Raw genomic sequence first — 26,449 nt, 5'->3', positions numbered from 1 at the left:
CTTTCTTTTAAAACTGAAGGGATGGCCATTCACCTGGTATTTCATACCTTTAATTCGTTAAAATAAATAGCATCTTTATTCCTTCAGCAAATCAGTTTAAAGAGTAATTCGACATTTTATGATAAATTCCTTCAAAATATGAATATATTTTTATATTTAATATTCATATTTTGAATTTATATTCCCATTCCCTTTTCCAACAAAAAAAAGAGCCCAATTCCTTAAGAAATCAGGCACTCCTTCAAATATTACACCACCTCTGAGGAAAGAACTATGCAATTTATTTGGCCCGTACATTACCGGTCTCCTTGAAGACCATCCCAAAAGTTCGTTAAAAATGAACTTTTATGAACTGCCGCTATTCACCTTGCATCGATTTGTTGTTGAATATCAGTTAGGATTCTTTCGAGCGATATCACGACGCCTTTATCATCTTTGTAACTAATATGCCTTGGCCGGAAATGAACAGGGGAATCCAAACCGGCTGCAGCAGCTATACGAAAGAGCCCCTTTCTTAGTGTGACAAGATAATTCACCACACGGTATTTCTTTTCGTCAATCACAAGTGCCTTTTGCAGGTCGGGGTCCGTTGTTGTGACCCCCACCGGACAGGCATTGGAATTACATTTCAATGTTTGAATACACCCAACCGTAATCATAAAGCCGCGGGCGATATTGACTAAGTCCGCCCCCATCGCAAGGGCAATTGCAATCCGGTCAGGGGTGAACAGTTTACCTGAGGCAATGATTTTCACGCGATCGCGGACCCCATATTTTTGCAATGTGGAAACCAAAATAGGAAGCGCTGATTTAATCGGTAAACCGACACTATCAATCAGTTCTTGATAGGATGCTCCTGTCCCCCCTTCACCGCCATCAACAGTGATAAAGTCCGGCCCTTTGCCCGTTTCCTTCATATATTTAGCCAAATCTTCGACACTATCATTGCCGCCGACCACAATCTTCATTCCTACCGGTTTGCCAGTATGCTCGCGGATCTTTTCGATAAACTCACACATCGAGGGAACATCGCTAAACTGGTGAAACCGGTTCGGGCTATCCACAGATTTATACGGTTCCACTTTACGAATTTCGGCAATTTCCGGTGTAACCTTTTCGCCGTCAATATGGCCGCCGCGAGCTTTGGCGCCTTGGGCAAGTTTCAGTTCAAATGCCTTTATTTGCGGAATCTCGCTTTTTCTTTTTAGTTCATCCCAATCCACTTCACCATTTTTATCACGGATACCAAACAGGGCTGGACCGATCTGCATGATGATATCAACCCCGCCCTCTAAATGGTAAGGTGATAATCCCCCTTCCCCGGTATTCATCCAAGTCCCCTTTGCTAAGGCTAATCCTTTCGATAAAGCGGTAACGGCATTTTTCCCGAGTGCCCCATAACTCATTGCTGACATTCCAATCAGACCATGGAGAACGAAAGGTTGTTTCGTATTCGGACCAATCACAACAGCATCAACATCTTGAAGTAAATAGGCAGGTGATTCCTCGTCCACCCATTTCTCCTCTCTTTGTGAAAATAGCGGATCTTTCAATAATATGTATCTTTTGGTTTGGACCATTGTTTTATTATCCATTTTGATTTCTTCCGTTAATTTTGGAAACATATCATTTCGTACAAATAAACCTTCTTCCTCAAAATCTTGTTTCGAGCCAAATGCCACAACATCACGCATATATTTAGAACCTTTTACAATATGTTCGTATTCATCCCTGGAAAACGGCTTCCCCTCCGTATCGCTGTTAAACCAATATTGCCGAAATTCCGGACCCACTTTTTCAAAAAAATAGCGGAAACGTCCTAATGCAGGATAATTCCTTAAAATCGAGTGTCTCTTCTGATTTCGGTCAAACATGAACAAATACACAAGAAAAAGAACTAGGGCTAATAAAACAAGGGCAATAAAGGTAAACAAGATGATGATTATAACATCTGCGATATTCATGAGAACCCCCTATAAAAGAATTAATTTCATTCTAATTTAGACGGAATTGGTAAAGTTTATACAATAGGAGGTTTCTGACTCGGTTAAGCCGGATGGAGGATGAATCTTCCTTTCCAGAGTAAGATATTTAAGTTCTAGTTCACTTTTTACCAGGAGAATATCCTTAAACAAAAGAAGGCTTAAGTCATTAGACTTAAGCCTTCTTTTGTTTGTGTTTTATTGTTTAAAGGCGTTACGACCGCCGACAATTGGCAATGTTATTTCACTGCGAGTTGGTGTAACCGATATTTTTGTACCAGCATTTGGACGTATTGTATAGTCATAATCACTGGCGATGAGAACAATACCAATTCTGTGTCCCGCCTTAAATACATAGTCCTTAGGCTGCATTTCCCATTCGAAGGTGTAGTCTCTGCCCGGCACAAGTGATTCTGAACGATCTGCTGAATGAAGATTTTGCGGATCGACCCAGCCACGGGATACAATGACAGGATTTGAACTACTGTAGTCAACAAGCAAAGCTGTTAAGTTTGCAACAGGACGGTCAATGCTTGCTCTTATACTTAATTTAGGCGTCCCGCTCAACCGAGCCTCACCTGTTAATTCGGACGTTACATAAGCTAATCGGTTTGAAGAATTTAATTCTGGATTTGCTATAAGTGTATTTGCCTTTTTCATCGGATCATCAATAATTGTTTGCGTATTATGCGGTTGGTTAGGAACAGGATTTAGATGTAACGACCCTAAATCATTTCCCATCCCTGTTAAATGAAGCGTTGTAGCTGCTGTTCCTTGTGCCGGCCAGCTTGCTTCCTTGCTCCAAGTTTTATCCTCACGCTGGATGTCAACGGCAGGCTCATTCATAACCCCATTTTCAATTCCATACAGGTAATAGTCAAACCATCTATTTTGTAATTGCGGCCAGTTATTTCCTGATGGACTTGAATGGGCACCCTGATGGAGCCACAATCTGCGAGGGACATTGTTTTTTCCTAAAGCTTCCCACCACTGCGCGAATTGTTTTGTCTTGACGTTCCAATCATTTAGACCATGAACGACGAGAACACTAGCCTTCACCTTTTTGGCGTCCTTGACATAATCGCGGTGAGCCCAGAAGTCACTATAGTCACCAGTATCTCTGTCTTGAGCAGCTTTTAGCTCGGCAATGACATCCTTACATACTTGAGGATTTTTTCGCGTTAACACGGCTTCAGCCATGTTATCGGTGTCCTCACCTTGATAGCCGCCCGGGGCAATAACAGCTCCGTTGGCACGATAGTAGTCGTACCAGCTGCTAATTGCCGCAACTGGAATAATTGTTTTCAGTCCATCCACACCGGTTGCCGCTACCGCATTTGGCAATGTTCCGTTGTAGGATGTACCTGTCATCCCCACATTCCCTGTTGACCAATCAGCCGAAGCCTCTTTTCCATCCTCGGAATACGCTTTAGCCCTGCCATTCAACCAATCAATAACTGCTTTTGTACCAAGAATTTCTCTTTCATCGCCAGTAGTTGGACACCCATCCGATTTGCCTGTCCCAATACTCTCCGCAAGAATTACTCCATAACCACGGGGAACATAGTAGTTACCTAAGGAACCTAGATTGGCTGCTTGTCCTTCTGCTAACGCAAATGGCTTGCCGCCACGTCCATTCCCGTTACCAGGGTGCTTAACTGGAATTAAGTCCACATCGACATTAAAAACAGGAACATCGAGGATTCCTGATCGGTAGGGACTCATTTCATAGATGACGGGAACTTTAATCCCAGGCTCTGTTTTAGGACGGTATACTTTAATGGAGACCCGGTCACGCTTACCGTCTCTGTCGCTGTCAACCTCTGTTTCAACGAACAAGTTTTCAATGATTGCTTCGTCGGTAGAGTAGATTGGTTTTGTCATCCCATTATCAAGTTCAATTTTTGTTGCCCCTGACGCTGTTTCTGGGATCAATCCATTAAGAGGAATCCCTTTCCACTCCTGGACCTTTTCTTTACCGTTTGACTTGGATGCAGTTGCAGTTGCGAGATTTTGTTTACTTTCTGCATTTACTGTCCAAGTATCTACCCCTGCTACTAATGAAAGCGAAAGAACCGAGCACAAACTGATGGACAAGATTTTTTTCCTCACTACTTTTCCCCCTTTATACATGATTTGAGGCAGTTAACTTCATCCTCTATTATATAACTGAATCTTTAAAAAGTTTGAAAAACTATGTCAAATGAGTAAAATCAGGGGAAAAGTGCTATTTTTCGAACAAGCTTTATAACGAAAAAGTCCCGCTTTTCCTTTTGTTGAAAAGCAGGGCTTAAGCCATTTGGGCTATTTCAGTAAAACCTTCTAGTAATGCACCTTATGAATCTACTTTAACTTTAAAAAAACTTTAACCTCTAAATTAGATAGAATTGGTTTCAGCATTGGTTTATAATGATAGAGTTTTGGAATCTAGCATTTCTATAGGCCTCATTACCATTACATAAACTATAAACAAGGAGATATTACGATGTGGTTTGTTTTTTCACTTTTAACAACCTTTGCTTGGGGCGGGGCTGACCTATTTTATAAAAAAGGCACGGATAGCAATGATAAATTCAGCCATCTTAAAATTGTCATTATGGTCGGCTTGGTTATGGGTCTGCACGCAACGGCATATTTGTTCATTAAAGGGCTGGCATTTAACCCTATCGATCTACTGAAATACTTGCCTGTATCGGCCTTTTACATTTTATCGATGACGGTCGGTTATATTGGGTTACGTTATATTGAGCTTTCGATTGCCTCACCCGTGCAAAACTCTTCTGGAGCCATAACGGCTATCTTATTATTTATCTTTTTCCCGCATGAGCTTGGCATTGTTCATATAGCAGGTGTGGCCATTATTACCGCAGGCGTGCTTGGTCTGGCCATTTTAGAAAAGAAAGCCGAATCAGCCGCACTCAAACTCACAAACGTTCAGATTGACAAAAAATATCAAATTGGCTTCCTGGCGATTACCTTTCCGATTATCTATTGTATTCTTGATGGACTTGGAACCTTTGCGGATGGAATTTACCTGGATGAGTTGAAACTCATCAGCGAGGATGCGGCCCTCCTTGCTTACGAATTTACCTTTTTCATTTGTGCCGTGCTGTCATTCATTTTCTTTAAAGTCATCAAAAAAGAGAAGTTTCAGATTTTCAAAGAACGAGACAAAGGATATGCCGCTATTTTGGAAACAACCGGCCAGTTCTTCTATGTGTTTGCTATGGCAAAGAACGCGATTATCGCAGCACCGCTGATTGCGTCCTATAGCATCTTTTCGATTATCTTATCGAGAATTTTCCTAAAAGAAAAACTGAGCAAAAAGCATTATGCCGTTATCGTGGTTGTGATGCTCGGTATCGCTTTGCTTGGTTTTGCAGATGAACTATAAACTAAAGTGTCCACCCCAGGAGGACAAATGTCCACGAGTGGTGCCTGACACCCTTTAGATGATAAACTATGAATTATAGGGTCTGATCGTTGATTCATTTTGATGAACTAAGGGGGAGGTTTCTTGTGCATAATTTATTCGTAAAATCTGCAATTCAACAGACATGGTTGCAAAAATTGCGGCAGAAAGAAGACATATTTAGAAGTAAATCGGCGGAAATTGATGAAATGGCTGCTTTCCCAAAAGAAAATATTCAGGATTTAGTGGAGATGGGCTATACAAGTATTACCCTTCCGTCTGCCTACGGAGGAGACGGATTAAACGTCTATGATATGGTCCTCCTTCAAGAAACGCTAGCAAGCTTCGATGGAACTACCGCCCTTTCGATTGGCTGGAATCTTGGGGTCGTCGGAGAGATTTTTGAAAGAAAACTTTGGGAACCTGAGAAATTGAATTTCTTTGCAAAAGAGATTCTTAATGGGGCACTAGTAAACCGCGCCGTAAGTGAAGCGCAAACAGGAAGTCCTACTAGAGGCGGACGCCCTGGGACAACGGCTGTCAAGAAAGATGGAGCATGGGTCATAACAGGACGAAAAACCTTTACGACCATGTCGCCGGTTTTAACATATTTTCTAACCTCAGCTTGGATTGAAGAAAAGCAAAAGGTGGGCTTCTTTCTCCTCCATAAGGATTTAGAAGGACTAACGATTGATGAGACGTGGGATGTCATTGCCATGCGGGGAACAGGAAGCCATGATCTTGTCCTCCACAATGTCACGGTTGATGAGACACAACTTGTTGAGCTTCCGGATATGCCGCGCGGTGGCAAACTGAATGGCTGGATCCTTCATATTCCTGCTTGTTATCTTGGTATTGCCCAAGCGGCACGCGATTATGCTGTCCATTTTGCCAATCATCATGCGCCAAATAGTCTAAATGGACCAATTAGCCAATTACCTAATGTCCAACAGCTGCTAGGCGAAATTGATTTAGAATTAATTAGAGCGAGACATCTTATCTACAGTGTTGCGGCGGCTTATGATGACGAAGCGCGTCGGGAATACCTTGAAAATGAGCTGGGGGTTGTCAAGCATACGGTAACAAATTCAGCGATATCGATAGTTGATAAAGCGATGAGGATTGTCGGGGCAAAAAGTCTTCAACGCACAAATCCCCTGCAGCGGTACTACCGCGACGTTAGGGCGGGGCTGCACAACCCGCCTATGGATGATATGACCATAAAAAAATTAGCATTGTCTGCAATTAAACAATAAAGAAAAAAATAAAGGTTCAGATTCCCGGCACGGTAATGCTCTAGTGTGCCTGGGGTCTGGCCCTTTAATTTTCTATTTAAGCATAGTTGCTTTAAGGAATTCTATTGTACGTTCTTCCTTTGGATGATCAAAGAATTCTGATGGTCTATCTTTTTCAACTATTTTGCCATCATCCATGTAAACAATCCAATCGGCAACCTCACGGGCGAAGCCCATTTCATGGGTCACAACCACCATAGTCATTCCTTCATCAGCAAGCTCCTTCATGGTCGCTAACACCTCTCCTACCAGCTCAGGATCAAGGGCTGATGTTGGCTCATCAAAAAGCAAAATATCTGGCTTCATAGCCAGTGATCTTGCAATCGCTACACGCTGTTTTTGCCCGCCGGACAATTTACTCGGATAAACATCCGCCTTATCCTCGAGGCCCACCTTTTGGAGCAGCTCCCTAGCTTCTTCTGTCGCCTGAGTCTTAGAAAGTTTCTTCACAACTGTCGGTGCTTCAATAATATTTTCAAGAACTGTTTTGTGTGGAAAGAGGTTAAAATGTTGAAAGACCATACCCACCGATTGACGGACATGGTTAAGGTTATGGGTATCTGGTGATACCTTTTCCCCTCGGATAAAAATCCCCCCATTGTCCTTTTTCTCCAGAAAGTTTAGACATCTTAGTAATGTACTTTTTCCAGAACCGGAGGCACCGACAAGGCACACAACCTCACTTTCATAGACAGACATATCAATATCCTTTAATACGTGCAATTTCCCAAAAGATTTATTTAAGTTTTCTGTTCGAATCATTTCTCGTCCATTCACGTTCTAATCCTCCTATCGATCACTGACTGCTAATTTCTTTTCAAACATGCTCACTGCCATCGTTAACAATGCAACTAATACAAGATAATAAATAGCCACGATTAGCAAGTAAGTCATTTCATCAAAATTATTCGATCCTAGCGTCGTAGAAACATTGAACAATTCATTCATAGAAATAAAGGCTGCAAGCGAAGAATCCTTTAGACCAATAATAAATTGGTTACCAAGGGGAGGCAGTGCCCTCCTGAAGGCCTGCGGTAGAATAATGCGACGTATCGTAACACCTCTAGTCATTCCAAGAGAACGGCCCGCTTCCATTTGCCCTTTATCAACCGACTGAATTGTTCCGCGGAAAATTTCTGCAATATAGGCACCGTTATGAAAGGCAAGCGCAAGAGCTGCTGCCCAAAAATCGGGGATTAGAAACAGCCCGCTGAAGCCAAAATACAGAATGAAAATTTGGACAATAAGTGGCGTTCCACGCACAAGGAATACATAAGCATTTGAAACATATTCAAGTATTTTTACCCTAGAAATTTTTAATAGTGCAAAGAACAATCCAAATATAATCCCAATCAAAATAGAAACTAACGTAAGCTTTAATGTTAGAAACATTGCATCAATGAAAAGTCCCTTACTGCTATTCAATGTATGAAAAAAATGCGAAAAACTAGGCAAACTCACGACATCCTTTCTGTCTGTTAATCAATCTATTATTCTGGTTTTTTCGTTATATCCTCATCGAAATACTTTTTGCTGATTCGGGTAAGTGTGCCATTGTCACGAAGTCTGTGAAGTGCATCATTTATTCGCTTAAGGAGCTCAGGATTGTCCTTTGGAACAACAATCGCCTGCTCACTTCGCTCAATTAGCTGCTGCCCTTCAATTTTAAAACCTTCCTTCTTTGCACTTTTCCCAGTAACAAAATCGGTAATAACAGCATCATGCCGCCCAATGCTAAGCGCTTTTAACGCCGTAATATCACTGTCGTACATTTTAAGATTGCTCGTATACTTTTTGGCAGTATCTGCATAGGTAGACCCTTTCGCTACGGCCACTTCTTTCCCTTTTAAGTCTTCTACTGTTTTAATATTGCTGTCAGGTCTTGTAAAGATTTGTGGTCCTGAGTAGTAGTACGGAGTGGAAAAAGACACTTGTTTGGCACGAGCGGTGTTGATGGTGTGGCTGGCAACGGCTGCATCTGCCCTGCCAGTTTTGATACCCTCTATCAGCCCTTTGAATTTCATTCTCTTCTGGATTGGTTCAAGCCCCAGTTCCTTTCCGACAGCGTTCCCTACTTCAACATCGAAACCTGTCATCGAAAGGTCATCATTCAGATAGCTAAAGGGTTTAAATTCACCAGAAGCTGCAAAAATAAATTTCTCCTTGTCTATCAGCTTGGTTCCATCTGAAAGCTGGTTTTTTTGGACACAGGCAGTCAGCATACTAATCATAAACAAGCTTAATAGCAATAATATGTATGGTCTTCTCATGCTTGCTCTTTTCTCCTCTCTTTTTTATGGATACTGTTATATACCCATAATGTTTGAGGTTTAATCACATAGGGGTAAAAAGCAGAAAAACCCAGTATTTTAATGGTTTCTTTTGAAGCTAGACAATTTCGAAGTCGAATATATAACATTCTTATATAATGAAAAAAAAGCCCTTTTTGGGCTAGTTAATGGATGAAGAGATGCAGGTGATCTATACGTCTCCGATTTTCATATAAATCCAAAACCATCTTTAAATAAAAAATGGGCCGCTTAGTCAATAAAAATAATATCAGGGGGTTATTTACGTTTTTTAAAGGTTTTACAAGCAGTTTCCTCAACATTATCAGCTTCTCTGCCATTAGAAGCAATCACGTAAATAGAATCAGCAATACATTGGTCACCTTTAGCCCAGTATTCGCAATTTTCTACATTGCACTTCACTTCCAATTTCATGATATCCACCTCCTTTAAATGGTTATATTCAACAATACCCTTTTCAAAGATGGGATAAACACTGCCACCCTCCTCCCCCACTCGTTTTTTATTGATGTAAAGCGATGGATATATACGCTAAGATGAACAAATTTTGTATGAAGACGTACTTAATCTAAAGGGGCAGGTTTGAGGAAGGAATATCCTTTGATTTTATAGAATATTTAAAAGGAGAGATTTTGAAGATTCCGGTTCGTTGTATTTATAAAGAGGTCAATTAGGAGATTTGCCTCTAAAAAAGAAGGAGGAAATTTTTATGCTGTTTATGATAATTGTCAAAGCCTCGAAGAATTCGGAAGCCGGAAATTTCCCTAGCTCAAAGCTCATTGAAGCCATGACGAAGTACAATGAGGAATTAGTTAAGGCAGGCGTGCGGGTTATGGCTAAAGGACTTCATCCAAGTTCAAATGGGATTCGCCTTTCGTTTCCGAAACCAGGAGAAAAGCCAGTGGTTACGGATGGTCCATTTACGGAAACGAAAGAATTGATTGCCGGGTTCATTCTGATTGATGTGAAGTCGAGGGAAGAAGCCATCGAGTGGGCAATGCGGATGCCGGACCCACAAGGACATGGGGAAGGTCAGATTGAATTGCGTCAAGTATTTGAGGCGCCGGAGCTAACTAATAAACCGCAATGATTTTATTTTAATCAAATTAGCGAATACCATAAAAGAATTTGTAAAAAAGAAACTTATGTTATGTTCTTCAACTACCTGGGGCTTAAGTTCAATCAGCCTTCTAAATTAATAAATATGCAGCCTAAGTTTTTATGAGCTTGGGCTATTTTTTATAACAAAAAAGCACCGCAAATACGGTGCAAATTGATTTGCATTTTACTTATACATTTTCAGTTGTAAGTTACCGTTTTGCGATAAGAAACGGAACCCGTTATAAGAAGATCGTGTCTTCTTACAGTCTTAAAAACTCAGTAGTGTGCCGGGGGGCTGACCCTTTAAATATTTACCTCTGATATTTCGATAACTTCGATGAAATACTTCCTGTCTTCCTTTCCTGCGGTCTAGCTTTCAGGTTGGAAGCCCATGATATTCGCGACTCATACTTCTGAGTATGTTCTTTATTGACTAAATTCTGTAACCGGTCCTTGTTCTTTTCGAGCGATTCCTCAAGTGCCTGCATTCGCCGGGCAGGAAACGGCAGCCCCGCTAGGATCGTTGTTATCGAAGGATCAGATTCCGAGATATAGGTTCCTTCGAACAATTCCAGCGGTTCTCCCACCCTTTCAAAAACTGCAGGGACATTAATGAGCTTAGCCATTTTCTCTGACCCCTCATAGATTAAACCTGCACGAATAACACCTGTTGATTCCACAGGACAAAAGATCGAGTTCGCCCACGATTGTTGTATTTTACTAGCAACGTCTGACGTCGTCTTGGCCTCTGTTAACGTGGCCGATGAGATAACCGTTACTCCTCTTGTACAGAGGATATTCATCAGGTCTGTTTCATCGAAGTTTCCGTAAACAGAACTCTTTTTCGTTACTTGGAGCACATTATTAATTGCTTCCATAACTTGATGATTAGAAGAAAGGTAGATTTGATGTTTACTGGATTGCGGGTTCAACTTTCGCATCTGATCATTATCGACTAGGAACACTGATGAGAGCGAGTCTATTTTGGAAAGCTCCTCGATACACTCAGCAGCATTGATCCGGTTGCCCGCTAACACATTGCGATCAGGAACAATCGCAATTGCACCAATGTTGACGCCTGGCAGTTGATCTAAAAACAGGTCAATTAATAACGGGCTCATACCTGATCCGGTGCCTCCGTCAGTAGAAAAGGCCACTAGCAAAAGTTTTATATTCTTAAAGGAACGATGGACAAAGTCAATGATCTCGCGATAATTTTCATTTACCGCCCTTAATCCAATCGATCGATCTTGCCCGGCACCATTATACCCTGGGACAAAATACTTTCTTTCCACCTTCGTGTTCACTAAACCATCGCGCTGATTCGTGTTGATAAGCGCTGTTTGAAAACCCATGGTTGATGCAATCTCAGCTATATTCCCGCCTGCTTGGCCTACGCCTAAAATCCCAATAGATTTCATCAGATCGCCTCCTTCTCTTTCTAAAATAATACTCATGATTTATAAAATTAGACTTTTTCCTTTATAAATGCATGAAATTAGTTAGAGCGGACAGGCTCCTTGTCTCCGTCTTCGTCCGTGAAATAGGCGACTTGATTAAGAACTGGATAAAACCATTATGAATGATTCTCTTAATAGTGCAGAGGTAAACGGCTCGTACCATCAAGTTTTCTTCCGAAAGGAAAACAAAAAACCGAGCCTGTCCTTTGAACATTGCACGGTTTCTGTTTTTCTTAATGTAAGGTCATGGTTTATGAGGTGACAAGTCTGCTGCCTCGATGATTTAATTCCTTTTTAAAACAATTTTAGCATCCATTTCAATATGTTTTCATCACTTTTTATGCAGTTCATTCCATTGCTTAACCAAACGCTTCGGTGCCGCACGTAAATAGGCCTCTTGAAGTAAATCGGTTAATTCATCCCAGTCTTCCCCTTGCGGATTTTGAATCGAAACCCAGCCGTGCTGTCCTATGTAAGGGGTTTTGAAAAAATACTCCTTCTGCAGCAGCAATTCTTGTGTTTCCCGATCTGACTTGAACGACAAGTTGAATCCTTTGTCGCTTTCACCCGAAATCACGAATGATTTTCCATTGATTTTAAAAGTATTGTGACCGAAACCATCGATAAGTTCAACAGCTTCGGGCATTGCCAGACAGATAGTGCGTAAGTTTTCAAGCATGCTTGCAGCGTTTTGTGATTTCATATTTTTATTCACCTATATTGGTTTCTATTTTGCATTCACATCGGGTTGATGAATTCCAAATATATTGCCTTCGGTATCGGTATAATACCCTTGCCACGCCATTCCAGGCAGGGCATATTTGGACATTGCGACCTTGCCACCATTCTCAATAATTTTCGCTTCGGTTAAATCGTAATCCTCCACTCCCATTGTACAAGCAAATCCATTTAAAGCTTGGTTTGGTTCCGGAGGAGCACTTTGCCGCTGCATCAAAGCACCATTGATTCCAAGTTCATTTTCATCTCCAGTCACCGCTCCAAAGTATGGCATTCCGGCATACTCACTCCAATCCTGAAATGACCATCCAAAAACCTCTCCATAAAACTTCTTTGCCCGTTCCATGTCATTCACATGAATTTCGAAATGAACTAATCTGCCCATAATTACCTCCTATTTTTTCAAAAAATAACTACTTCTTTAAATCATTATTAACCTCTCTTAATAATTATAGTACATGAAAACTATTCGACTTTTTTAATAAAAATCCTCTCTCAATTATTTTGGAGTATAGGATTACTCTATCTGCAAAAATTTGTTTTATTCACTTTCTCTGGATATTGCAACGCAGCAAGCGTTGAGCCTTTAATGACGAATATTCTACTTAATTTAGAATTTCTTTTGCTTTTTCCTTCATTTCATTGTAACGTTCATTAAAAAGCTCGAGGAACGTGCCGTCAGCGGTAAAATACATAACGATGGCTTGTATTTCACGTTTACTGAATCTGCCGCGATCATGTATTTTATATCCTCTGCCATTAAGTTTTAGCCTTATTATAAAACTGTCAGCTTTCCTGCCTTCTTTCGGGTATGCCTGAACAAAATTAAGAACCGCCTCTTTGCATGTACAATCCGTGTTCATACAATATGAGTCCGCAATTAAAAATAACTTTCCAAGATAATTTAACTGGAAAAAATCGTTGTTTTGATCGGGATCGGGGAAAACCTCTGAATAACAAACTGTGATGCCTTTAACCATCTTTTTCAGCACTGCATTCATACTATCGCTCCTTTTTTATAACCTCGATTGACCGGCAACGCTCCCATTTATTCTATTAGTTATATGAATTTATTCGCATCAGCATTTTAACAGGAAGTTATTATAAGAAGGCATGATAGTGGGTTTAAAATGATGAAAATTAAAGGGGAAGATTGCAGATTTAATAGAAGGAATCCAAATTTTAAAAATAATTTTTATTGTTCTTTCGACATTTTTCCACCTCCATTCCTGAAAAATTATACCACACTGAATTTCAAAATAATTTCGTCTCTTCTAAAGGTTTCCTACAATTCTGTGAACACACCGTTTCCATCATTGACCGGTTCTTGGGAAGTATTTTGACAGGAGGGTCACAAATACCTACTTTACTTCATACACTAATCAAAAAAAATGGGAGTTGTTTTTGATGGCAAAATGGATTAACGTATCGACGTCGAATCATCAACTAAAACTATTTGATGGAAATAAGCTTATAAAAACTTATCCTATTGCAGTGGGAAAGATATTGACCCCCTCACCTTCTGGGACTTATACGATCATCAATAAACAGCGTAATCCAGGCGGACCGTTTGGAGTGCTATGGATGGGCTTGTCTAAACCGCATTACGGAATACACGGAACCAATAACCCAGCATCCATCGGTAAGAATGTCTCACATGGATGTATTAGAATGTTTAACCATGATGTTCTAGATTTATCATCTAGAGTTTCGATTGGCACCTCTGTTGTTATTCATAAATGACTCTGTCAATCCTGCTCGCTTTATTACATAGTTGGAGGAAAGTTCGACGGAGAGACCTTCATTATTCTATGAAGGACTAATCCTAATAAAAAGACCCCGATTAGTCCCTCATCAAGCAGGTGAATACAAATAAGTCGCAGTTGGCTCGTCCACTTCAAGAACTTCGCAATCAAGAATTAATTTCCGCTGCTCATTTCGGAATTGGCTAATGACCTAATATTACTCCCGCAAAGTTTCCGCTCAATACTTGTTTCTCATGTTGATTAGTGCAAAGGAAAGTTGCCAAAATAGATATTCTATTATTATCTTTCTTTTCCAGTTTTTCAATTGTTACTTCACAACTTATTGTATCTCCAATAAAGACGGGCCTCAAAAATTCAAAATTCATTGTACGAGCCAGTACATTGTAATCTCCGCCAACTTTTGTTGGTAATGTAGCAGTTAACAACCCTTGAACCACAATTCTCCCAAGTTCATCCGGATTCGTATGATGATCCCCTTCATCCATGGATACTTTTGTAAACAATTCAACATCTTCTTTTGTGAATGTGCGTTCAAATCGAATGATATCTTTAACTTTCAAACTCAATTTATACTCCCCCTAAATTCAATAGTTTGATAGAAAAGTTTATAAATGAAACTAAAAAAGCAAGATTCAACAGTTTTTATTCATTCCCTACTATTTTTCATTATGTGAGCATATCTTGACATGCCAATCTTTCGGCTTGATGTTCATATCCATCCATTCCTTTTGTGGTGCTATGTATGGAGCTGTGGCGATTAAATGATTATTATGCCAGCTTGCTGCTCCGGAACGAATCATTTCATCCAACAGGACTTGAATAAATTCCTCTGGCTGAAGCTGGAAAGCGTAGCGTGAAAAATCTTGGAACCAACCACAATTTAATAGGTAATGATCAATTTCTTCTTTTGGCAATCCGTTTTTCATGATTAGTGTAAAGGCAAAAATCCTTTTGCAGGCATGCCATGAAACTTTTTCTGGACTTTTGTGCCACTTTTCAAGCCGTTTCCTTGCTGTATCAATGGAACTAAGTGGATCCACTATTTGGGGTCCATGTCCCGAATAGGCATGCCTGATTCGGAGCGTGGATACCCGATCAATACTTTCTAAAGATCGTTGGATTGATGAAACACCCTCTCGAAAGATGTTAAACCAGCCGACATCATTTCTGTGAAAGAGATCCCCGCAAATAAATATCTCTTCTTCCGGATCATAAAGAGAAATATGTCCTAACGTGTGTCCCGGTGTGTGCAGGACCTGAAAAGTTCTGCTTCCTGTATGAATTTCATCGTTATCTAGTAGCTTCAGATCGACTTGGTAAGGTTCCACAGGCTGATCTAACCATTCAGCACTACAGGCTTCAAGATCACAAGCATTAATTAAATCAGCATCCCATTTATGAGCAGCAATCTTAACTCCATAATTTTTTTGAAGATGAAAATTTCCCCCTACATGGTCACTATGATAGTGGGTATTCACAATAAGATGTAATTCCTCTGGTGAAACGCCTGCTTCATTAATTAATTGCTCTGTTTCTCTCGCATCACTTCCAAAACCAGTATCAATAAGGATTGAGAGCTGATCCTTGATAAGAATCATGTTTGCACTTGGAAATTTCCTCTCAAAGAAAATAATGCCGTTTTTCTCCATTTACTATTCCTCCTTTTGTTCAAGGATTAAACAATTATGATTGAACGTTCGCTCATTTATATTATACGTTATTTACAGAAGAGTTAAAAAATTATCACCTCTCCATTTTTAATGAAATTGACAATGCCTGTGCCACAACCCAAGTTTTGTCGAGATAATGTCGACAAATTACGGGTAGTGACACAGGCACTTATTTTATTTATTTGTAAAACAAAAAAGACCATAAGAAGATGGTTTCTTCTTACAGTCAAAGATATCGGTGAATATAATTTATTTAAGAAGACGTAAGCTATGATGCGATGTATTCTTTTTCCGGTATATCATCAGCTTTACACTTACTGTAATATTTCCCTTTTGTTAAAACAGCGAAAATTATAGTAAGAATAGAAGCTAGAATTGCTGCAAAAAAGGCAGCCGTACTTTGTAAGAACGTACCCATATATCCTAATGCAGCGATTGTCCCTATAACACTTGCTACAATTAATGGAACAACCCCAACAGGATTCCATTTATACAGATTCTTCTGCCTTGCCTCAAAATAATCAGGGCCAATCTTCAATCTTTTTTTCACTACTAGGGCATCAGTAACCAAAATAGCAGCCCATGTCAAAAGAAACACTCCTTGGAATGTCATGGCAGTATCTAAATGATCCAGTATTCCGCCAAGCATCAAGGCCATGGAAATTACCCCCGCGACAACAATCCAAAATCGTCTGCCTGGTTTAAATTTAAACATATTCTCAAAAAAATTAGAAAGCGAAAGTGAAGCACTATATATATTGGTAATATTAATTCTTATTTGGGTTAACAAGGTAAATAGAACTCCACCGAGGCCAAGGAGAGATACAATGTAAACACCCGGGTTAGATTCTCCTAAACGAACCCCAAACCATATTCCAAGACCTCCCATAACGCCAAAGCAGAAAATTTGTGGGACAAATCCAATCATGAAGGACCCTATTTTAATGTCTTTCGGTTTTAGAAAACGTGCATAATCTGAAGCAAGAAGTGCTGTTAAGCCCATTATACCGTGCTGCATCCCTATGCAAAGCAATAAAGCTGTCCCGCCTGCCTGAACTCCCTTGGGCATATACGTCCAAAAGCTTCCGTCGTAAATGGAAGTTTTATTGAACGCGACTATAATAGTTGAGATTAAAAAAACACCGAATATTGGCAATGACCATTTTTGCAATTTATCTAATTGTTTTATACCAAACCAATTTAACGGTATAACAATTGAACCAAAGACGATGATTAAAAGCCATACTGGTATGATGGGGAAAAATGCATGTATTGCAGCAACTAATATCATGCCTTCAAATGCACAATACATGATAAAGTTGGATGCATAAATGAACGAGGTTAATGAAGCGCCTATATATCCAAATCCTCCTCTAGATAATAAATTTACATTCATACCAGATTTAGCCGACAAATAGGCAATGATTGTTCCAAGAATCCCAGCAACAATGATTGCATAAATAGCTGAAATGATTGCGTTAACAGCCCCGAATTGAAGTGCCATTACACTTCCCATTTGAAAGTAAAAAATAGCCGTTGCAATTCCAAACGTAATATTTGTAATACTGAACCAGCCCATATTCCTTTTTTCTGTTGGTACCCTATCATATGAATAATCATCCTGCATCACTTCTTTTGCTTTGAGATCTGCCTCTTGACCAGTTCTCATTCTATCATTCCTTTCCTTTGTGAACACTTTCACATATGGTTTTAACTTTTTTTATAAAATCACAATATTGATAAAATAATTCAACAAAATTGAAAAGTATCAATATGTGGTAATTAGGATTTTTTTTATGATTCATCATTACCGCTATAGAATCATTCGATCGTTTCAATCAGATCTAGGTTATACTTTTCGGAGAGAATAAACCGCGAATTTCAAGTAGCAAAGGATAAGCTGGAGGATAATTTAGCATTAATCTTTAATTAGTATATCACAATCAGTTTACATAATCAAACAACGGATAGGTGGACGGACCTCCATAGCTGTGACGCAATGGAGTCAAGCCCTTTTTTGCACTGAGGCCAGATCCCAGTGCCCTCGTTTCTTCTATTAAAAAAATAACATCATTCATTAACCCTTCTTCAATAGATTGGGTAATAGCCGCGATATTATTTTTAGTGGTTCGCTTGTTTTTTCTGTTAAACAAATCATAATTCCACCTTCAATAGAAGCATTCATCATGACAGCAATTGAATTAGCAGTTTCTTTCGAAAACCCATCTGCTACTAACTTAGTCGAATAAATCCGTTGCATCTTTAAGTAAAGGTCCTCACAGGTTTTTCGGACTGGATCACTTAACGACCCCATTTCGCTAACGATACTGATAAAAGTGCAACTAGTAATCGTACCTTCACGTTCAAAGATGCCTATTACTTTTTCAATCATCTTCTTTGTAGCTTCTTGAGTTGTTGGATATCGGTTAAAAATATCCTCAATATCCGAAGTAACCGCATCACTCATGGACTGAAGACAAGCAATGAGTGCTTCTTCTTTTCCATTTGGAAAGTGATGATAAAACGACCCTTTTGAAATGTTACATACTTTTAGTATTTCGTTTACTCCTACACCCTTATATCCTTTTTGTTGGAAAAGGGTGGTGGTGATGTCGATTATCATTGATTTTGTATCCATTCAATAGTCCCCCCCTAAAAAACCGACCGGTCTTCCCATTACTCTACCAAAAAGACTTTCCCTATTTCAAGATTTTCCAATATGTTAAGAACCTGAATGGGGGGTGAACGGTTCACATAATGACTAAGAACCCGTTTTTGGAGTACCGGAAACGGGTTCTTCTTCACCGATCAAGAGGCTAATAAACCTTAATTGCAAGAATAATGCCAAATTCCTTTTTTCATTTCTTTTTTAATGTTCCCCTGAAATTCGATATAATCCAAATAACCAATGACTTCAGACATAGTAGTGAAAAACTGCTTTTCATACTTATCCTTATATCGTACTTGGGCAATTCCACTCGCGGTTGTAAATCCGGATTTAATCATGTTTATGTATTTGCTGGCCTTTTCATCTATCTCTTTTATTCTTTTCTTTAATAAATCAACTGGCTTTTCGATGATCATACCGTGTCCTGAAAAAACGAGTTCTGCATTCAATAACAAACATTTCTCTAATGACTGCTTTTGTTGTACCAAGGATTTTGTACGGATCCCATCATAATTTGGTTCAATCATTGCTTTGCTTGAAATTTGTTCAATTAATAAATCGCCAGCAAATAGCCACTTACACTCTTTATTATAAAAGGCGACCTGATCTGGAGCGTGGCCTGGAATTTCGAAAATATCAAATCCTAATAGTTGGTTATTGGTGATTCCTTGAATTTCGCAATGGATTTTTTTATCCTCATTTAGAATAATAGGATTACGGTAATCAGCTACTTGTTTCTCACCAATTTCACCACATCCCATCTCACGGTATAGCTTTCTGAAAAACTCTACCCTCATTTTCACATATTCTTTGTCTCTTTTTAAGACAAGTATGGCATATGGATGGGCGTATACAGGAATGGAATGGGTCAATACAATTCGATTGACCAAGCCAACATGGTCCCTATGATGATGCGTTAGTAGAATTTCTGTGATATCGGTAAGTGTGTAATCATGATCCTTTAATGTTTTTTGTAGGGAATTCCAGCAATCATCATTGTTCAATCCGGCGTCAATTAACGTTAAGGAATTCTCCTGTTGAACTAAGAAAAAGTTAAAACTTTTTAATTTGTTTGAGGCCGGAACGACAATGGGTAATACCTCCATATTGCTTTTCACCCTCTTTCTAAAATATTGATAAACCTAACCCGCGTCTTCCCAGAAGAGGCGGGCTAAGTTGTTCTTATAAACTAAAACTATAATTGGACATTAGGTTTGACTTCTTGCACTGGAGTGAATTGTACTTTAGCTGGTGCTGTTTCTTTGAAGAAGAATGAGAATATGAATGCCAACCCAGCCGCACCAGCAGCTACGAATAATGGTGTTTGAATACCATACATGTCTGCTAAAGCACCATTCACCATTGGATTTAAGAATCCACCGATTAACTCACCAATACCGATGGTTAAACCGATGGCAAGACCTGAGTATTGTAATGGAACAGACTCAACTGGAATAACGGACATCGACATGCCAATTACACCAGAACCAGCCGAACCAATGAATAAAAGTAGCATCATTAATGGTATTGAGTCCACGAAAACGATAGCTAGTGGTATGAGAATTAACAACAAGCCAGAAACTAAAGAAGCTGGTTTACGTCCAGTACGCTCTGAAATGGTTGGGATTAAGAAACCGAAGATTGCATATCCAACTCCGAACGTAGCCATTACGAAACTCATTCTTGTTTCTGATAAACCTTTTGCTTGGACTAAATACGTTGGCCCAAAAATTTGGAATGCCATAAGTGTGGTCATAACTAAGCTGAAAACAACAATTGATAACCAAATATTACGGTGCTTCAGAACATCTTTCACTTTAACTTTATCAGTCGATTTGGTAGCATGCATAGCGTGGAATTTCACTGGATCTGGATTTTTAACTGATTTGAGGATGACAAAGCTTAAAATAATCCCTGGAATAATCGTTAAATAGAATGCAACATGCCAGTCAAAATTTGTTGCTAATGCTACGATTACTACAGGTGCTAAAATACTCCCGAATAATGCGTTACTTGTGTTCATAGTGAAACCTAAGTTAAATCCTTTCCGACGCTCCGAAGATTCCATCGCTAAAATCGATTGGGTTTGCGGAATCATTGGACCTTCTACAATACCCATTAATAGACGTAGGACGAATAACATGGCAAAAGATTGTGCTAAACCGTGTGCTAATGAAATAACCGAGAATGCGAGTACTAAAATGGCTAACATTGATTTCTTACTCTTAACTTTATCTGAAATGAAGCCACCTAATGGACCAGATATTGACCAAGTTAATGCAAGAGCTGCTCCAAGTAAACCTAATTGCGTGTAGTTTAGTCCTAAATCTACAGAAATCATTGGGAATAGGTAGTTAATCGCTAAACGATCAAAGAATACGAATCCGATTGTGAAGAAGACGATTACCACTAACTTATTTTCATAAGTCCAAAACTTTTTATTTTCCATTAAATAAAACACCCCTTTTTAAATTTAAATTCTGAATATTTCGAATATTTTCGACGCCTCTATTCTATCCACCTCGATGTTAAGCCTTTCCACTCATCCTTGTAACCGTTCATTTTCACCCCCTTAAAGCATTGAACAAGAAAGTTTAAGTACTTACACGCTAAAAAAGAAGTGAGCAAACGCTTTTTGCCTTGGGACCTGCCGCTTTTGATCACTTCCTAGAAATGTCTGTAGCCTATTAAAATTCTCTACTTGGACATTAAAAATTTCGCTGTACGTTTATAAACGTCTTTATACTCATCAAGATGCGTGAATTTACCTAAGAACCCATGCGTAGCGCCTTCATAGCGCTTTGTTTCAACAGGTACACCACATTTTTTTAAATTCTCCGCAAATAGTTCCCCTTCATCGCGCATTGGATCATATTCTGCTGTGATGACAAGTGCAGCTGGAAGATCTTCTAAATTTTCTTCTCGAATAGGTGAAACTAGCGGATTATCTGTTTCTACATTTCCGATTAAATAGAAGGAGTTATATTCAGCTAATTGATCACTTTCAACGAAATAACCCTTTCCATTTTCCACTAATGACGGATAACGAAACTCGCTGACGTCAAGATCTAAGGATGGATAATATAGTACTTGTTTCGTGATGGCAAATTCCTTTTTGTCACGGGCCATTAGTGAGACAGCAGCAACTAAGTTACCACCCGCACTATCACCTGCAAGAGCGAGATTCTTACCATCCCATTGCAATTCATCCTTGTGTTCAGCTGCCCATTTTGTTACGTTATAGCAATCTTTTAATGGCGTAGGAAATGGGTATTCAGGAGCAAGACGGTAACCTACCGAAATGACTTTATAACCGGATTCCAGGCAAATCGGACGAACAATTTCATCATGACTTTCTAAATTTCCGGAGAAAAATGCTCCACCGTGGAAATACATGAGAATTGGATAAGACTCTGCTTCCTTCGGTGTATAAATTCTTACTGGTATCTCCGCTTCATGAGTCGGAATTGTTCTTTCTTCAACTGAATAAACTTGAACACGTTTTTCAACAGGTAAAATAGGTGCATCGAACATTTTTCTATGCTCTTCTGGAATGATTTTTGGTTTTGTATCAGATTGTGGAATGAAATCCAGAATCTTTTTTATCTCGGGATGTACAGGCATCTGCGATAACCTCCGTATTTCATTTTTTGTACACACAACAAACGATATCAATTTACCTCAGGAGTCTTTTCAAAGAATTCTTTTTCCGGGAAAGCGGTTTCTTCTTTATCACTATGAAACTGACGGGATAAATTTTGATACGTAGTGCAGATTGGTTTTCTTAGAGACTCATATTTTTGTAAGGCTCTTTCAACAGTATCAGCTTCAAGTAAACATTCAGCCAATACCCCTGCATCTTGGATGGCCATATTTGCACCTTGACCTTGGTTATGAAGCATAGAATGTGCGGCATCCCCAAGCAGGGTGATACAATTATTACTCCACTGTTCAACAGGGTCGATATCGTATAGTGATCGAACATCAAAATGATTAATATTTTCTGCAATCTTCTGGAGGTTAGGATGGAAGTTCATTAATTGGTTGAGCATGTCTTCTTTCGGCACGTTCGGTCTCCCTGATCGGTCTTCGTGTGGAACGGTAATATCGACTGAAACTTGTTTCCGATATTTTAACGGCAGTAAATAATAATTGACTTTATCATCACAGAAAATTCTCAATGTGTCTTCAGAAGCTAAACCATATGTTTCATCCTCATTCACAAGAGCCCGATAGGCATGATAACCGTGGAAAACCGGCTCATTTTGACTGAAAAATAGGGAACGAGTAAGGGAACGAATACCATCAGCAGCAATGACCAAATCGGCTTCCACTTTGACACCGTTCTCAAATTCAATTTCAGCAAAATCTCCATGGCGAACGATTGAATTACATTTATGATTTAAATGGATAAACTCAGAAGGTATTGCATTAATCAATGTATCCAGACAGTCCGCACGATGGATTAATCTCGCCCATTTTTCTTCCGGGTCATCTGTTAACGCAGGCCATTTTTCCTCCAGTAACACTTCTCCTGAATCTGAAAGAATTTCCATTAAAACGCTTTTATGGGTCACTCTCTCAATTTCCTCCAAAAGCCCCCATTTCTTGAAATAACGGATGGATGGCGGACGCAAACCGATACCTGCACCTACTTCTTTTATAGCTGATGCTTGCTCATAGACGTCGACATTAAATCCTGCATGCCGTAAAGCTACTGCTGCTGATGCCCCGCCAATACCGCCACCGATAATAGCAATTCTTAAATTTGACTTTGAATTCATAAACTTTTCCCTCCTATGCTACTAATTTAATTAACTAATATAAGATGCCTCCAAATATCTGCTTTCCCGTTGCCTCCTAGATGTGTTACTGTTAGCCGCGACATCAAAATTTGTCCCACGTCTCTTCAGTTTAGGTCAATCTCAACGATTCACTGTAAAAGAAAATTTATAGTCATCGGCTCTATGGACAGCCTTTCTCCAGCCAATAAGGCGATCATTACGCGTATACAACTTCGTCTCTATTACGAGGACAGGATCCCCATTTTGAATACCCAAAAGGTCTGCCTCCTCATGGTTTGCACTTGTTGCGCAGATCTGGTGATCACCGCGAGAAATGAAAATTCCTTTTTCGTTCTGTAGGAGCATGAAGACACTGTCGACCATCTCTAGATCCCGCTTTGTTGGTTGGAAATATTCAGAGACATCCAGATATGTCTGCGTCCATACAAGCGGGATTTCTTTAAGCAGGATTAACCGAGAGATTTTCAAAACCTTATTACTTGACACAAGTCCAAGAATAGGGCACAGATTCCCTGTGGGTAAGACTCGATCTACTTCTAGTATTCTCGAAGTGCAATCTAACCCTTGATCGCGAAGGAAGGCAACTAGTCCCCCTAACTCTAACCCTGGAGGTCGTACGGGAAGTTCTTGAACAGGGAAAGTTCCTTTCGCCCGCTCTCGGTATACGTACCCTTCATCGCTAAGCTCCTTCAGTGCCATTCGAACGGGCGCCCGACTCACGTGGAAGCGCTGAACAAGATCTTGCTCAGTGCTGAAAGGACGGCCATTTCTACCGTCAGCAGACTGCAGCTCCTCAATTAGTATTTGCTTAATTTGTTTATAAAGTGGCACTGATGAACTGCGATCAATGGACGTTTTTTTGATATGCTTAATCAATGTTGAATAGAGTCTCCTTTTACAAGATGGTCCGCAGGAACCTTAAGAGGAGCAGCTGTTCTTTCCTGCAAATACTTAAATGTAACGCTAGGAGCAAGTTCTTGAACAACAAGACCATCTTCTGTCACATCAATCACAGCAAGGTCAGTATAGATACGATCAACACAGCGAGGCGCTGTCAGTGGATATGTACATTCCTCCACGATTTTCGATTCTCCCTTCTTAGTGCAATGCTGCATACAGAGGAAAACACGCTTTGCGCCGACCGTTAAATCCATGGCACCTCCAACACGTCCAAGAGGATCGTTCGGTACCTTCCAGCTAGCAAGATCACCATACATCGAGACTTGGAATGCGCCGAGTACCGCTGCGTCAAGGTGACCGCCACGGATCATGGCAAATGAGTCTGATTGTGAGAAGAAGCTGCCGCCTGGTTTTAATGTAATTGGTTCCTTACCAGCATTAACAAGATCCATATCCTCTTTCCCTGGTTCAGGTTTAGGACCAAGCCCAAGAAGACCATTCTCACTATGCAATATGATTTCCCGGCCTTCAGGGATGACATCTGCCACAAGTGTCGGTATTCCAATACCAAGATTTACGAACCATCCATCTTCTAGGTCTTGAGCTACTCGGGAAGCTAAATCTATCTTTGACCATCCAATCTTGTGTTCGTCTTTAACCATTTCCTAACACCCTCCCTTCACATTGAGCTTCCAATTTTACTAAACGATGCACGTAGATACTCGGTGTGGCAATGTTCTCTGGACCCAATTCTCCGACTTCTACGATTTCATCTACCTCGGCAATTGTAATGCGGGCTGCTGTCGCCATTACCGGGTTAAAATTACGCTGTGTCTTATTGTAAACAAGATTCCCCCAGCGATCTGCCCAATGTCCCTTGATAAAAGCATAGTCACCTGTGATGGCTTGCTCTAAAACGTGCAAACGACCATTGAACACACGTGTTTCCTTGCCTTCTCCAAGTTCTGTGTGCGCTGCCGTTGGTGTGTAAAAGGCAGGAATACCCGCACCCCCTGCCCGGATGCGTTCTGCTAATGTTCCTTGTGGGACAATTTCTAACTCGATCGTTCCATTCTGAAGGCGTGCAATCAAATCGTCTGCGTGTGGACCGACAGGGAAGGAGCAGATTATTTTCCTAACTTGATTATTGCTGATGAGTGAGGCAACACCATCGCTAACGGCACCAATATTATTTGAAACAACTGTTAAATTCTTCGCGCCCTGCTCTACGAGTGCAGATATCAGATGAGACGGTAGTCCGCTTCCCCCAAATCCTCCAACAAGCAGGGTTGCTCCATCGTGTATATCGGCAACGGCCTTGGCTGTATTTTCAAACCTCTTTTGGATCATTTCAATTTTCCTCCTCTCATTTAATCTGCGAACCAATAACTTCCTCATGGTAACCATTCATCGTTACAAAAAATGCGCAAGGTAAGTTCCGTGGATCACCTGTATAGCCAATTTCGGCAGCAATCCAGCCAAACGATCCATACAGTTCATGCTGTTCAGCAGGAAGTCCATTCTCTATGTGGCACCGCGCGACGTCGCTCAATTTGGCATCCATATCAAGACTGGCTTGTAACACAGTTGCTACCTGCTCACCCTCGATTTGTGCACTTTGCATATCACCATTGATATTGCGGAATGGATGACCTAAGAATAATCGGTTAGGACGAACTTCTTCTAACAACCGTTGTACACTTTTGCGATATAAAGCTGGGTTTTCTATTGTGGGTAAGCCGCTAAAACCGCCATACATTTGAACAGCATCCGCTGCAAACGCCCAATTTAATTCATCCAAAATAAATGTCACAGAACCGATCGAATGCCCTGGAGTTTCAATCACCTTTAATCTGATTTCACCTCCAAGATAGATGGAATCACCTTCAACTACCACCAAGTCCGGTTCGATCGTGCCACTAATATCTGTTGTTAACATTGTGATATGTTTTTCTTGTATGGCTGGATTGGTGATGTATTTTCCTTGTAGTGCCTTGTAATCAACAATTTGCTCATTCTTATCACGTAATAGTCGAGCTTCTTTTTTGGGAATGACTACTTTTGCCCGTCGTCCTGTTTTTTCCCATACTGCATATGCACCACCGAGGTGATCCACATGGCCATGTGTTAGTAAAATCCAACGAATATCTTCTATTCGGATATCATTTTCAGCTAGAGTTCGCTCAATGTCTTTCCTTGCTGAGACATTCACACCGGTATCAATGAGTGCTGGTTCTGGCGCATCCACATAATAGGCAAATGCGGAAATTGGTCCAAATTTACATTCAATTGGTATAACACGTATTGACTTTGCCATAATCGTTCATTCCTCTTCTTTCCTTC

Annotated in this window: 27 protein-coding genes; 4 read left to right on the top strand and 23 right to left on the bottom strand. The window is 40.1% G+C overall.

Annotation, left to right across the window (positions count from 1 at the left end; all coding sequences use genetic code 11):
* Positions 1-362: 362 nt before the first annotated feature.
* Both ACIQCO_RS16015 and ACIQCO_RS16010 read right to left on the bottom strand, forming a co-directional pair.
* Positions 363-1,964 carry an FMN-binding glutamate synthase family protein gene (locus ACIQCO_RS16015; protein ID WP_400430242.1) on the bottom strand — a complete coding sequence of 534 codons (1,602 nt, stop codon included), beginning with the start codon at positions 1,962-1,964 and terminating at the stop codon, positions 363-365.
* A gap of 216 nt (positions 1,965-2,180) precedes the next feature.
* Entirely contained in the window at positions 2,181-4,094 is a 1,914-nt protein-coding gene (locus ACIQCO_RS16010) for a Xaa-Pro dipeptidyl-peptidase (RefSeq protein ID WP_400430240.1), read from the bottom strand.
* 373 nt (positions 4,095-4,467) lie between these two features.
* On the opposite strand from ACIQCO_RS16010, the gene ACIQCO_RS16005 reads away from it, so the two are divergent.
* Both ACIQCO_RS16005 and ACIQCO_RS16000 read left to right on the top strand, forming a co-directional pair.
* Positions 4,468-5,376, top strand: a complete 909-nt coding sequence (locus ACIQCO_RS16005) for an EamA family transporter (protein WP_400430238.1) — start codon at positions 4,468-4,470, stop codon at positions 5,374-5,376.
* A 125-nt stretch (positions 5,377-5,501) separates the two neighbouring features.
* Positions 5,502-6,650: an acyl-CoA dehydrogenase family protein gene (locus ACIQCO_RS16000; RefSeq protein WP_400430237.1), complete on the top strand. Its 1,149-nt coding sequence runs from the start codon at positions 5,502-5,504 to the stop codon at positions 6,648-6,650.
* 72 nt (positions 6,651-6,722) lie between these two features.
* Here ACIQCO_RS16000 and ACIQCO_RS15995 read toward each other — a convergent pair whose 3' ends face one another.
* The 4 genes from ACIQCO_RS15995 to ACIQCO_RS15980 form a co-directional block, all read right to left on the bottom strand.
* The gene (locus tag ACIQCO_RS15995) at positions 6,723-7,451 is read right to left on the bottom strand and encodes an amino acid ABC transporter ATP-binding protein (protein ID WP_400430385.1); all 729 of its coding nucleotides are present in this window, start codon (positions 7,449-7,451) and stop codon (positions 6,723-6,725) included.
* A 27-nt stretch (positions 7,452-7,478) separates the two neighbouring features.
* On the bottom strand, positions 7,479-8,144 hold the full coding sequence (locus ACIQCO_RS15990) for an amino acid ABC transporter permease (RefSeq protein WP_066095846.1): 666 nt from the start codon (positions 8,142-8,144) through the stop codon (positions 7,479-7,481).
* Between the two features lie 35 nt (positions 8,145-8,179).
* Positions 8,180-8,959, bottom strand: a complete 780-nt coding sequence (locus ACIQCO_RS15985; protein WP_400430235.1) for a transporter substrate-binding domain-containing protein — start codon at positions 8,957-8,959, stop codon at positions 8,180-8,182.
* A gap of 297 nt (positions 8,960-9,256) precedes the next feature.
* Positions 9,257-9,412, bottom strand: a complete 156-nt coding sequence (locus tag ACIQCO_RS15980) for a DUF1540 domain-containing protein (protein WP_400430233.1) — start codon at positions 9,410-9,412, stop codon at positions 9,257-9,259.
* A gap of 295 nt (positions 9,413-9,707) precedes the next feature.
* Between ACIQCO_RS15980 and ACIQCO_RS15975 the strand changes: the two genes are divergently transcribed.
* Entirely contained in the window at positions 9,708-10,088 is a 381-nt protein-coding gene (locus ACIQCO_RS15975; RefSeq protein WP_400430231.1) for a YciI family protein, read from the top strand.
* A 322-nt stretch (positions 10,089-10,410) separates the two neighbouring features.
* Here ACIQCO_RS15975 and ACIQCO_RS15970 read toward each other — a convergent pair whose 3' ends face one another.
* From ACIQCO_RS15970 to ACIQCO_RS15955, 4 genes are all read right to left on the bottom strand, one after another.
* Entirely contained in the window at positions 10,411-11,520 is a 1,110-nt protein-coding gene (locus ACIQCO_RS15970) for an FtsZ/tubulin family protein (RefSeq protein WP_400430229.1), read from the bottom strand.
* Between the two features lie 370 nt (positions 11,521-11,890).
* Entirely contained in the window at positions 11,891-12,262 is a 372-nt protein-coding gene (locus ACIQCO_RS15965) for an MmcQ/YjbR family DNA-binding protein (RefSeq protein WP_400430227.1), read from the bottom strand.
* A gap of 24 nt (positions 12,263-12,286) precedes the next feature.
* Positions 12,287-12,682, bottom strand: coding sequence for a VOC family protein (locus ACIQCO_RS15960; protein WP_400430226.1), 396 nt, complete (start codon positions 12,680-12,682; stop codon positions 12,287-12,289).
* Positions 12,683-12,902: 220 nt separating this feature from the next.
* Positions 12,903-13,298, bottom strand: coding sequence for a hypothetical protein (locus ACIQCO_RS15955; protein ID WP_400430224.1), 396 nt, complete (start codon positions 13,296-13,298; stop codon positions 12,903-12,905).
* 406 nt (positions 13,299-13,704) lie between these two features.
* Between ACIQCO_RS15955 and ACIQCO_RS15950 the strand changes: the two genes are divergently transcribed.
* Positions 13,705-14,040, top strand: a complete 336-nt coding sequence (locus tag ACIQCO_RS15950; protein ID WP_400430222.1) for a L,D-transpeptidase — start codon at positions 13,705-13,707, stop codon at positions 14,038-14,040.
* A gap of 205 nt (positions 14,041-14,245) precedes the next feature.
* Here the strand turns inward: ACIQCO_RS15950 and ACIQCO_RS15945 are convergent, their stop codons facing one another.
* The 13 genes from ACIQCO_RS15945 to ACIQCO_RS15885 all read right to left on the bottom strand — a co-directional run bounded on the left by ACIQCO_RS15945 (position 14,246) and on the right by ACIQCO_RS15885 (position 26,423).
* Positions 14,246-14,629 carry a MaoC/PaaZ C-terminal domain-containing protein gene (locus ACIQCO_RS15945; protein WP_400430220.1) on the bottom strand — a complete coding sequence of 128 codons (384 nt, stop codon included), beginning with the start codon at positions 14,627-14,629 and terminating at the stop codon, positions 14,246-14,248.
* A 90-nt stretch (positions 14,630-14,719) separates the two neighbouring features.
* Complete coding sequence (locus ACIQCO_RS15940; protein WP_400430218.1) at positions 14,720-15,712, bottom strand: MBL fold metallo-hydrolase; 993 nt, start codon at positions 15,710-15,712, stop codon at positions 14,720-14,722.
* A 289-nt stretch (positions 15,713-16,001) separates the two neighbouring features.
* Complete coding sequence (locus tag ACIQCO_RS15935) at positions 16,002-17,402, bottom strand: purine-cytosine permease family protein (RefSeq protein WP_400430217.1); 1,401 nt, start codon at positions 17,400-17,402, stop codon at positions 16,002-16,004.
* Between the two features lie 274 nt (positions 17,403-17,676).
* Positions 17,677-17,811: a hypothetical protein gene (locus tag ACIQCO_RS15930; protein WP_400430215.1), complete on the bottom strand. Its 135-nt coding sequence runs from the start codon at positions 17,809-17,811 to the stop codon at positions 17,677-17,679.
* Positions 17,811-18,371, bottom strand: coding sequence for a TetR/AcrR family transcriptional regulator (locus ACIQCO_RS15925; protein ID WP_400430214.1), 561 nt, complete (start codon positions 18,369-18,371; stop codon positions 17,811-17,813). Before ACIQCO_RS15925 ends, ACIQCO_RS15930 begins: the two co-directional genes overlap by 1 nt.
* Positions 18,372-18,559: 188 nt before the next feature.
* The gene (locus tag ACIQCO_RS15920) at positions 18,560-19,507 is read right to left on the bottom strand and encodes an MBL fold metallo-hydrolase (RefSeq protein ID WP_400430212.1); all 948 of its coding nucleotides are present in this window, start codon (positions 19,505-19,507) and stop codon (positions 18,560-18,562) included.
* 89 nt (positions 19,508-19,596) lie between these two features.
* On the bottom strand, positions 19,597-20,850 hold the full coding sequence (locus ACIQCO_RS15915) for an MFS transporter (protein ID WP_400430211.1): 1,254 nt from the start codon (positions 20,848-20,850) through the stop codon (positions 19,597-19,599).
* A 248-nt stretch (positions 20,851-21,098) separates the two neighbouring features.
* Positions 21,099-22,025 carry an alpha/beta hydrolase gene (locus tag ACIQCO_RS15910; protein WP_400430209.1) on the bottom strand — a complete coding sequence of 309 codons (927 nt, stop codon included), beginning with the start codon at positions 22,023-22,025 and terminating at the stop codon, positions 21,099-21,101.
* Between the two features lie 47 nt (positions 22,026-22,072).
* On the bottom strand, positions 22,073-23,185 hold the full coding sequence (locus ACIQCO_RS15905; protein ID WP_400430207.1) for an FAD-dependent oxidoreductase: 1,113 nt from the start codon (positions 23,183-23,185) through the stop codon (positions 22,073-22,075).
* 141 nt (positions 23,186-23,326) lie between these two features.
* Complete coding sequence (locus ACIQCO_RS15900) at positions 23,327-24,082, bottom strand: GntR family transcriptional regulator (protein WP_400430205.1); 756 nt, start codon at positions 24,080-24,082, stop codon at positions 23,327-23,329.
* Positions 24,079-24,768: a 3-oxoacid CoA-transferase subunit B gene (locus ACIQCO_RS15895; RefSeq protein ID WP_400430204.1), complete on the bottom strand. Its 690-nt coding sequence runs from the start codon at positions 24,766-24,768 to the stop codon at positions 24,079-24,081. The genes ACIQCO_RS15900 and ACIQCO_RS15895 overlap by 4 nt, the downstream gene beginning before the upstream one ends.
* Positions 24,761-25,456, bottom strand: coding sequence for a 3-oxoacid CoA-transferase subunit A (locus tag ACIQCO_RS15890; RefSeq protein ID WP_400430203.1), 696 nt, complete (start codon positions 25,454-25,456; stop codon positions 24,761-24,763). Before ACIQCO_RS15890 ends, ACIQCO_RS15895 begins: the two co-directional genes overlap by 8 nt.
* Positions 25,457-25,472: 16 nt before the next feature.
* Entirely contained in the window at positions 25,473-26,423 is a 951-nt protein-coding gene (locus ACIQCO_RS15885) for an MBL fold metallo-hydrolase (RefSeq protein WP_400430201.1), read from the bottom strand.
* Positions 26,424-26,449: the final 26 nt, after the last annotated feature.

The sequence above is a fragment of the Neobacillus sp. NPDC093127 genome, assembly GCF_044754175.1.
GTDB lineage: Bacteria > Bacillota > Bacilli > Bacillales > Cytobacillaceae > Neobacillus.
This window is presented reverse-complemented; position numbering and strand designations above follow the sequence as displayed.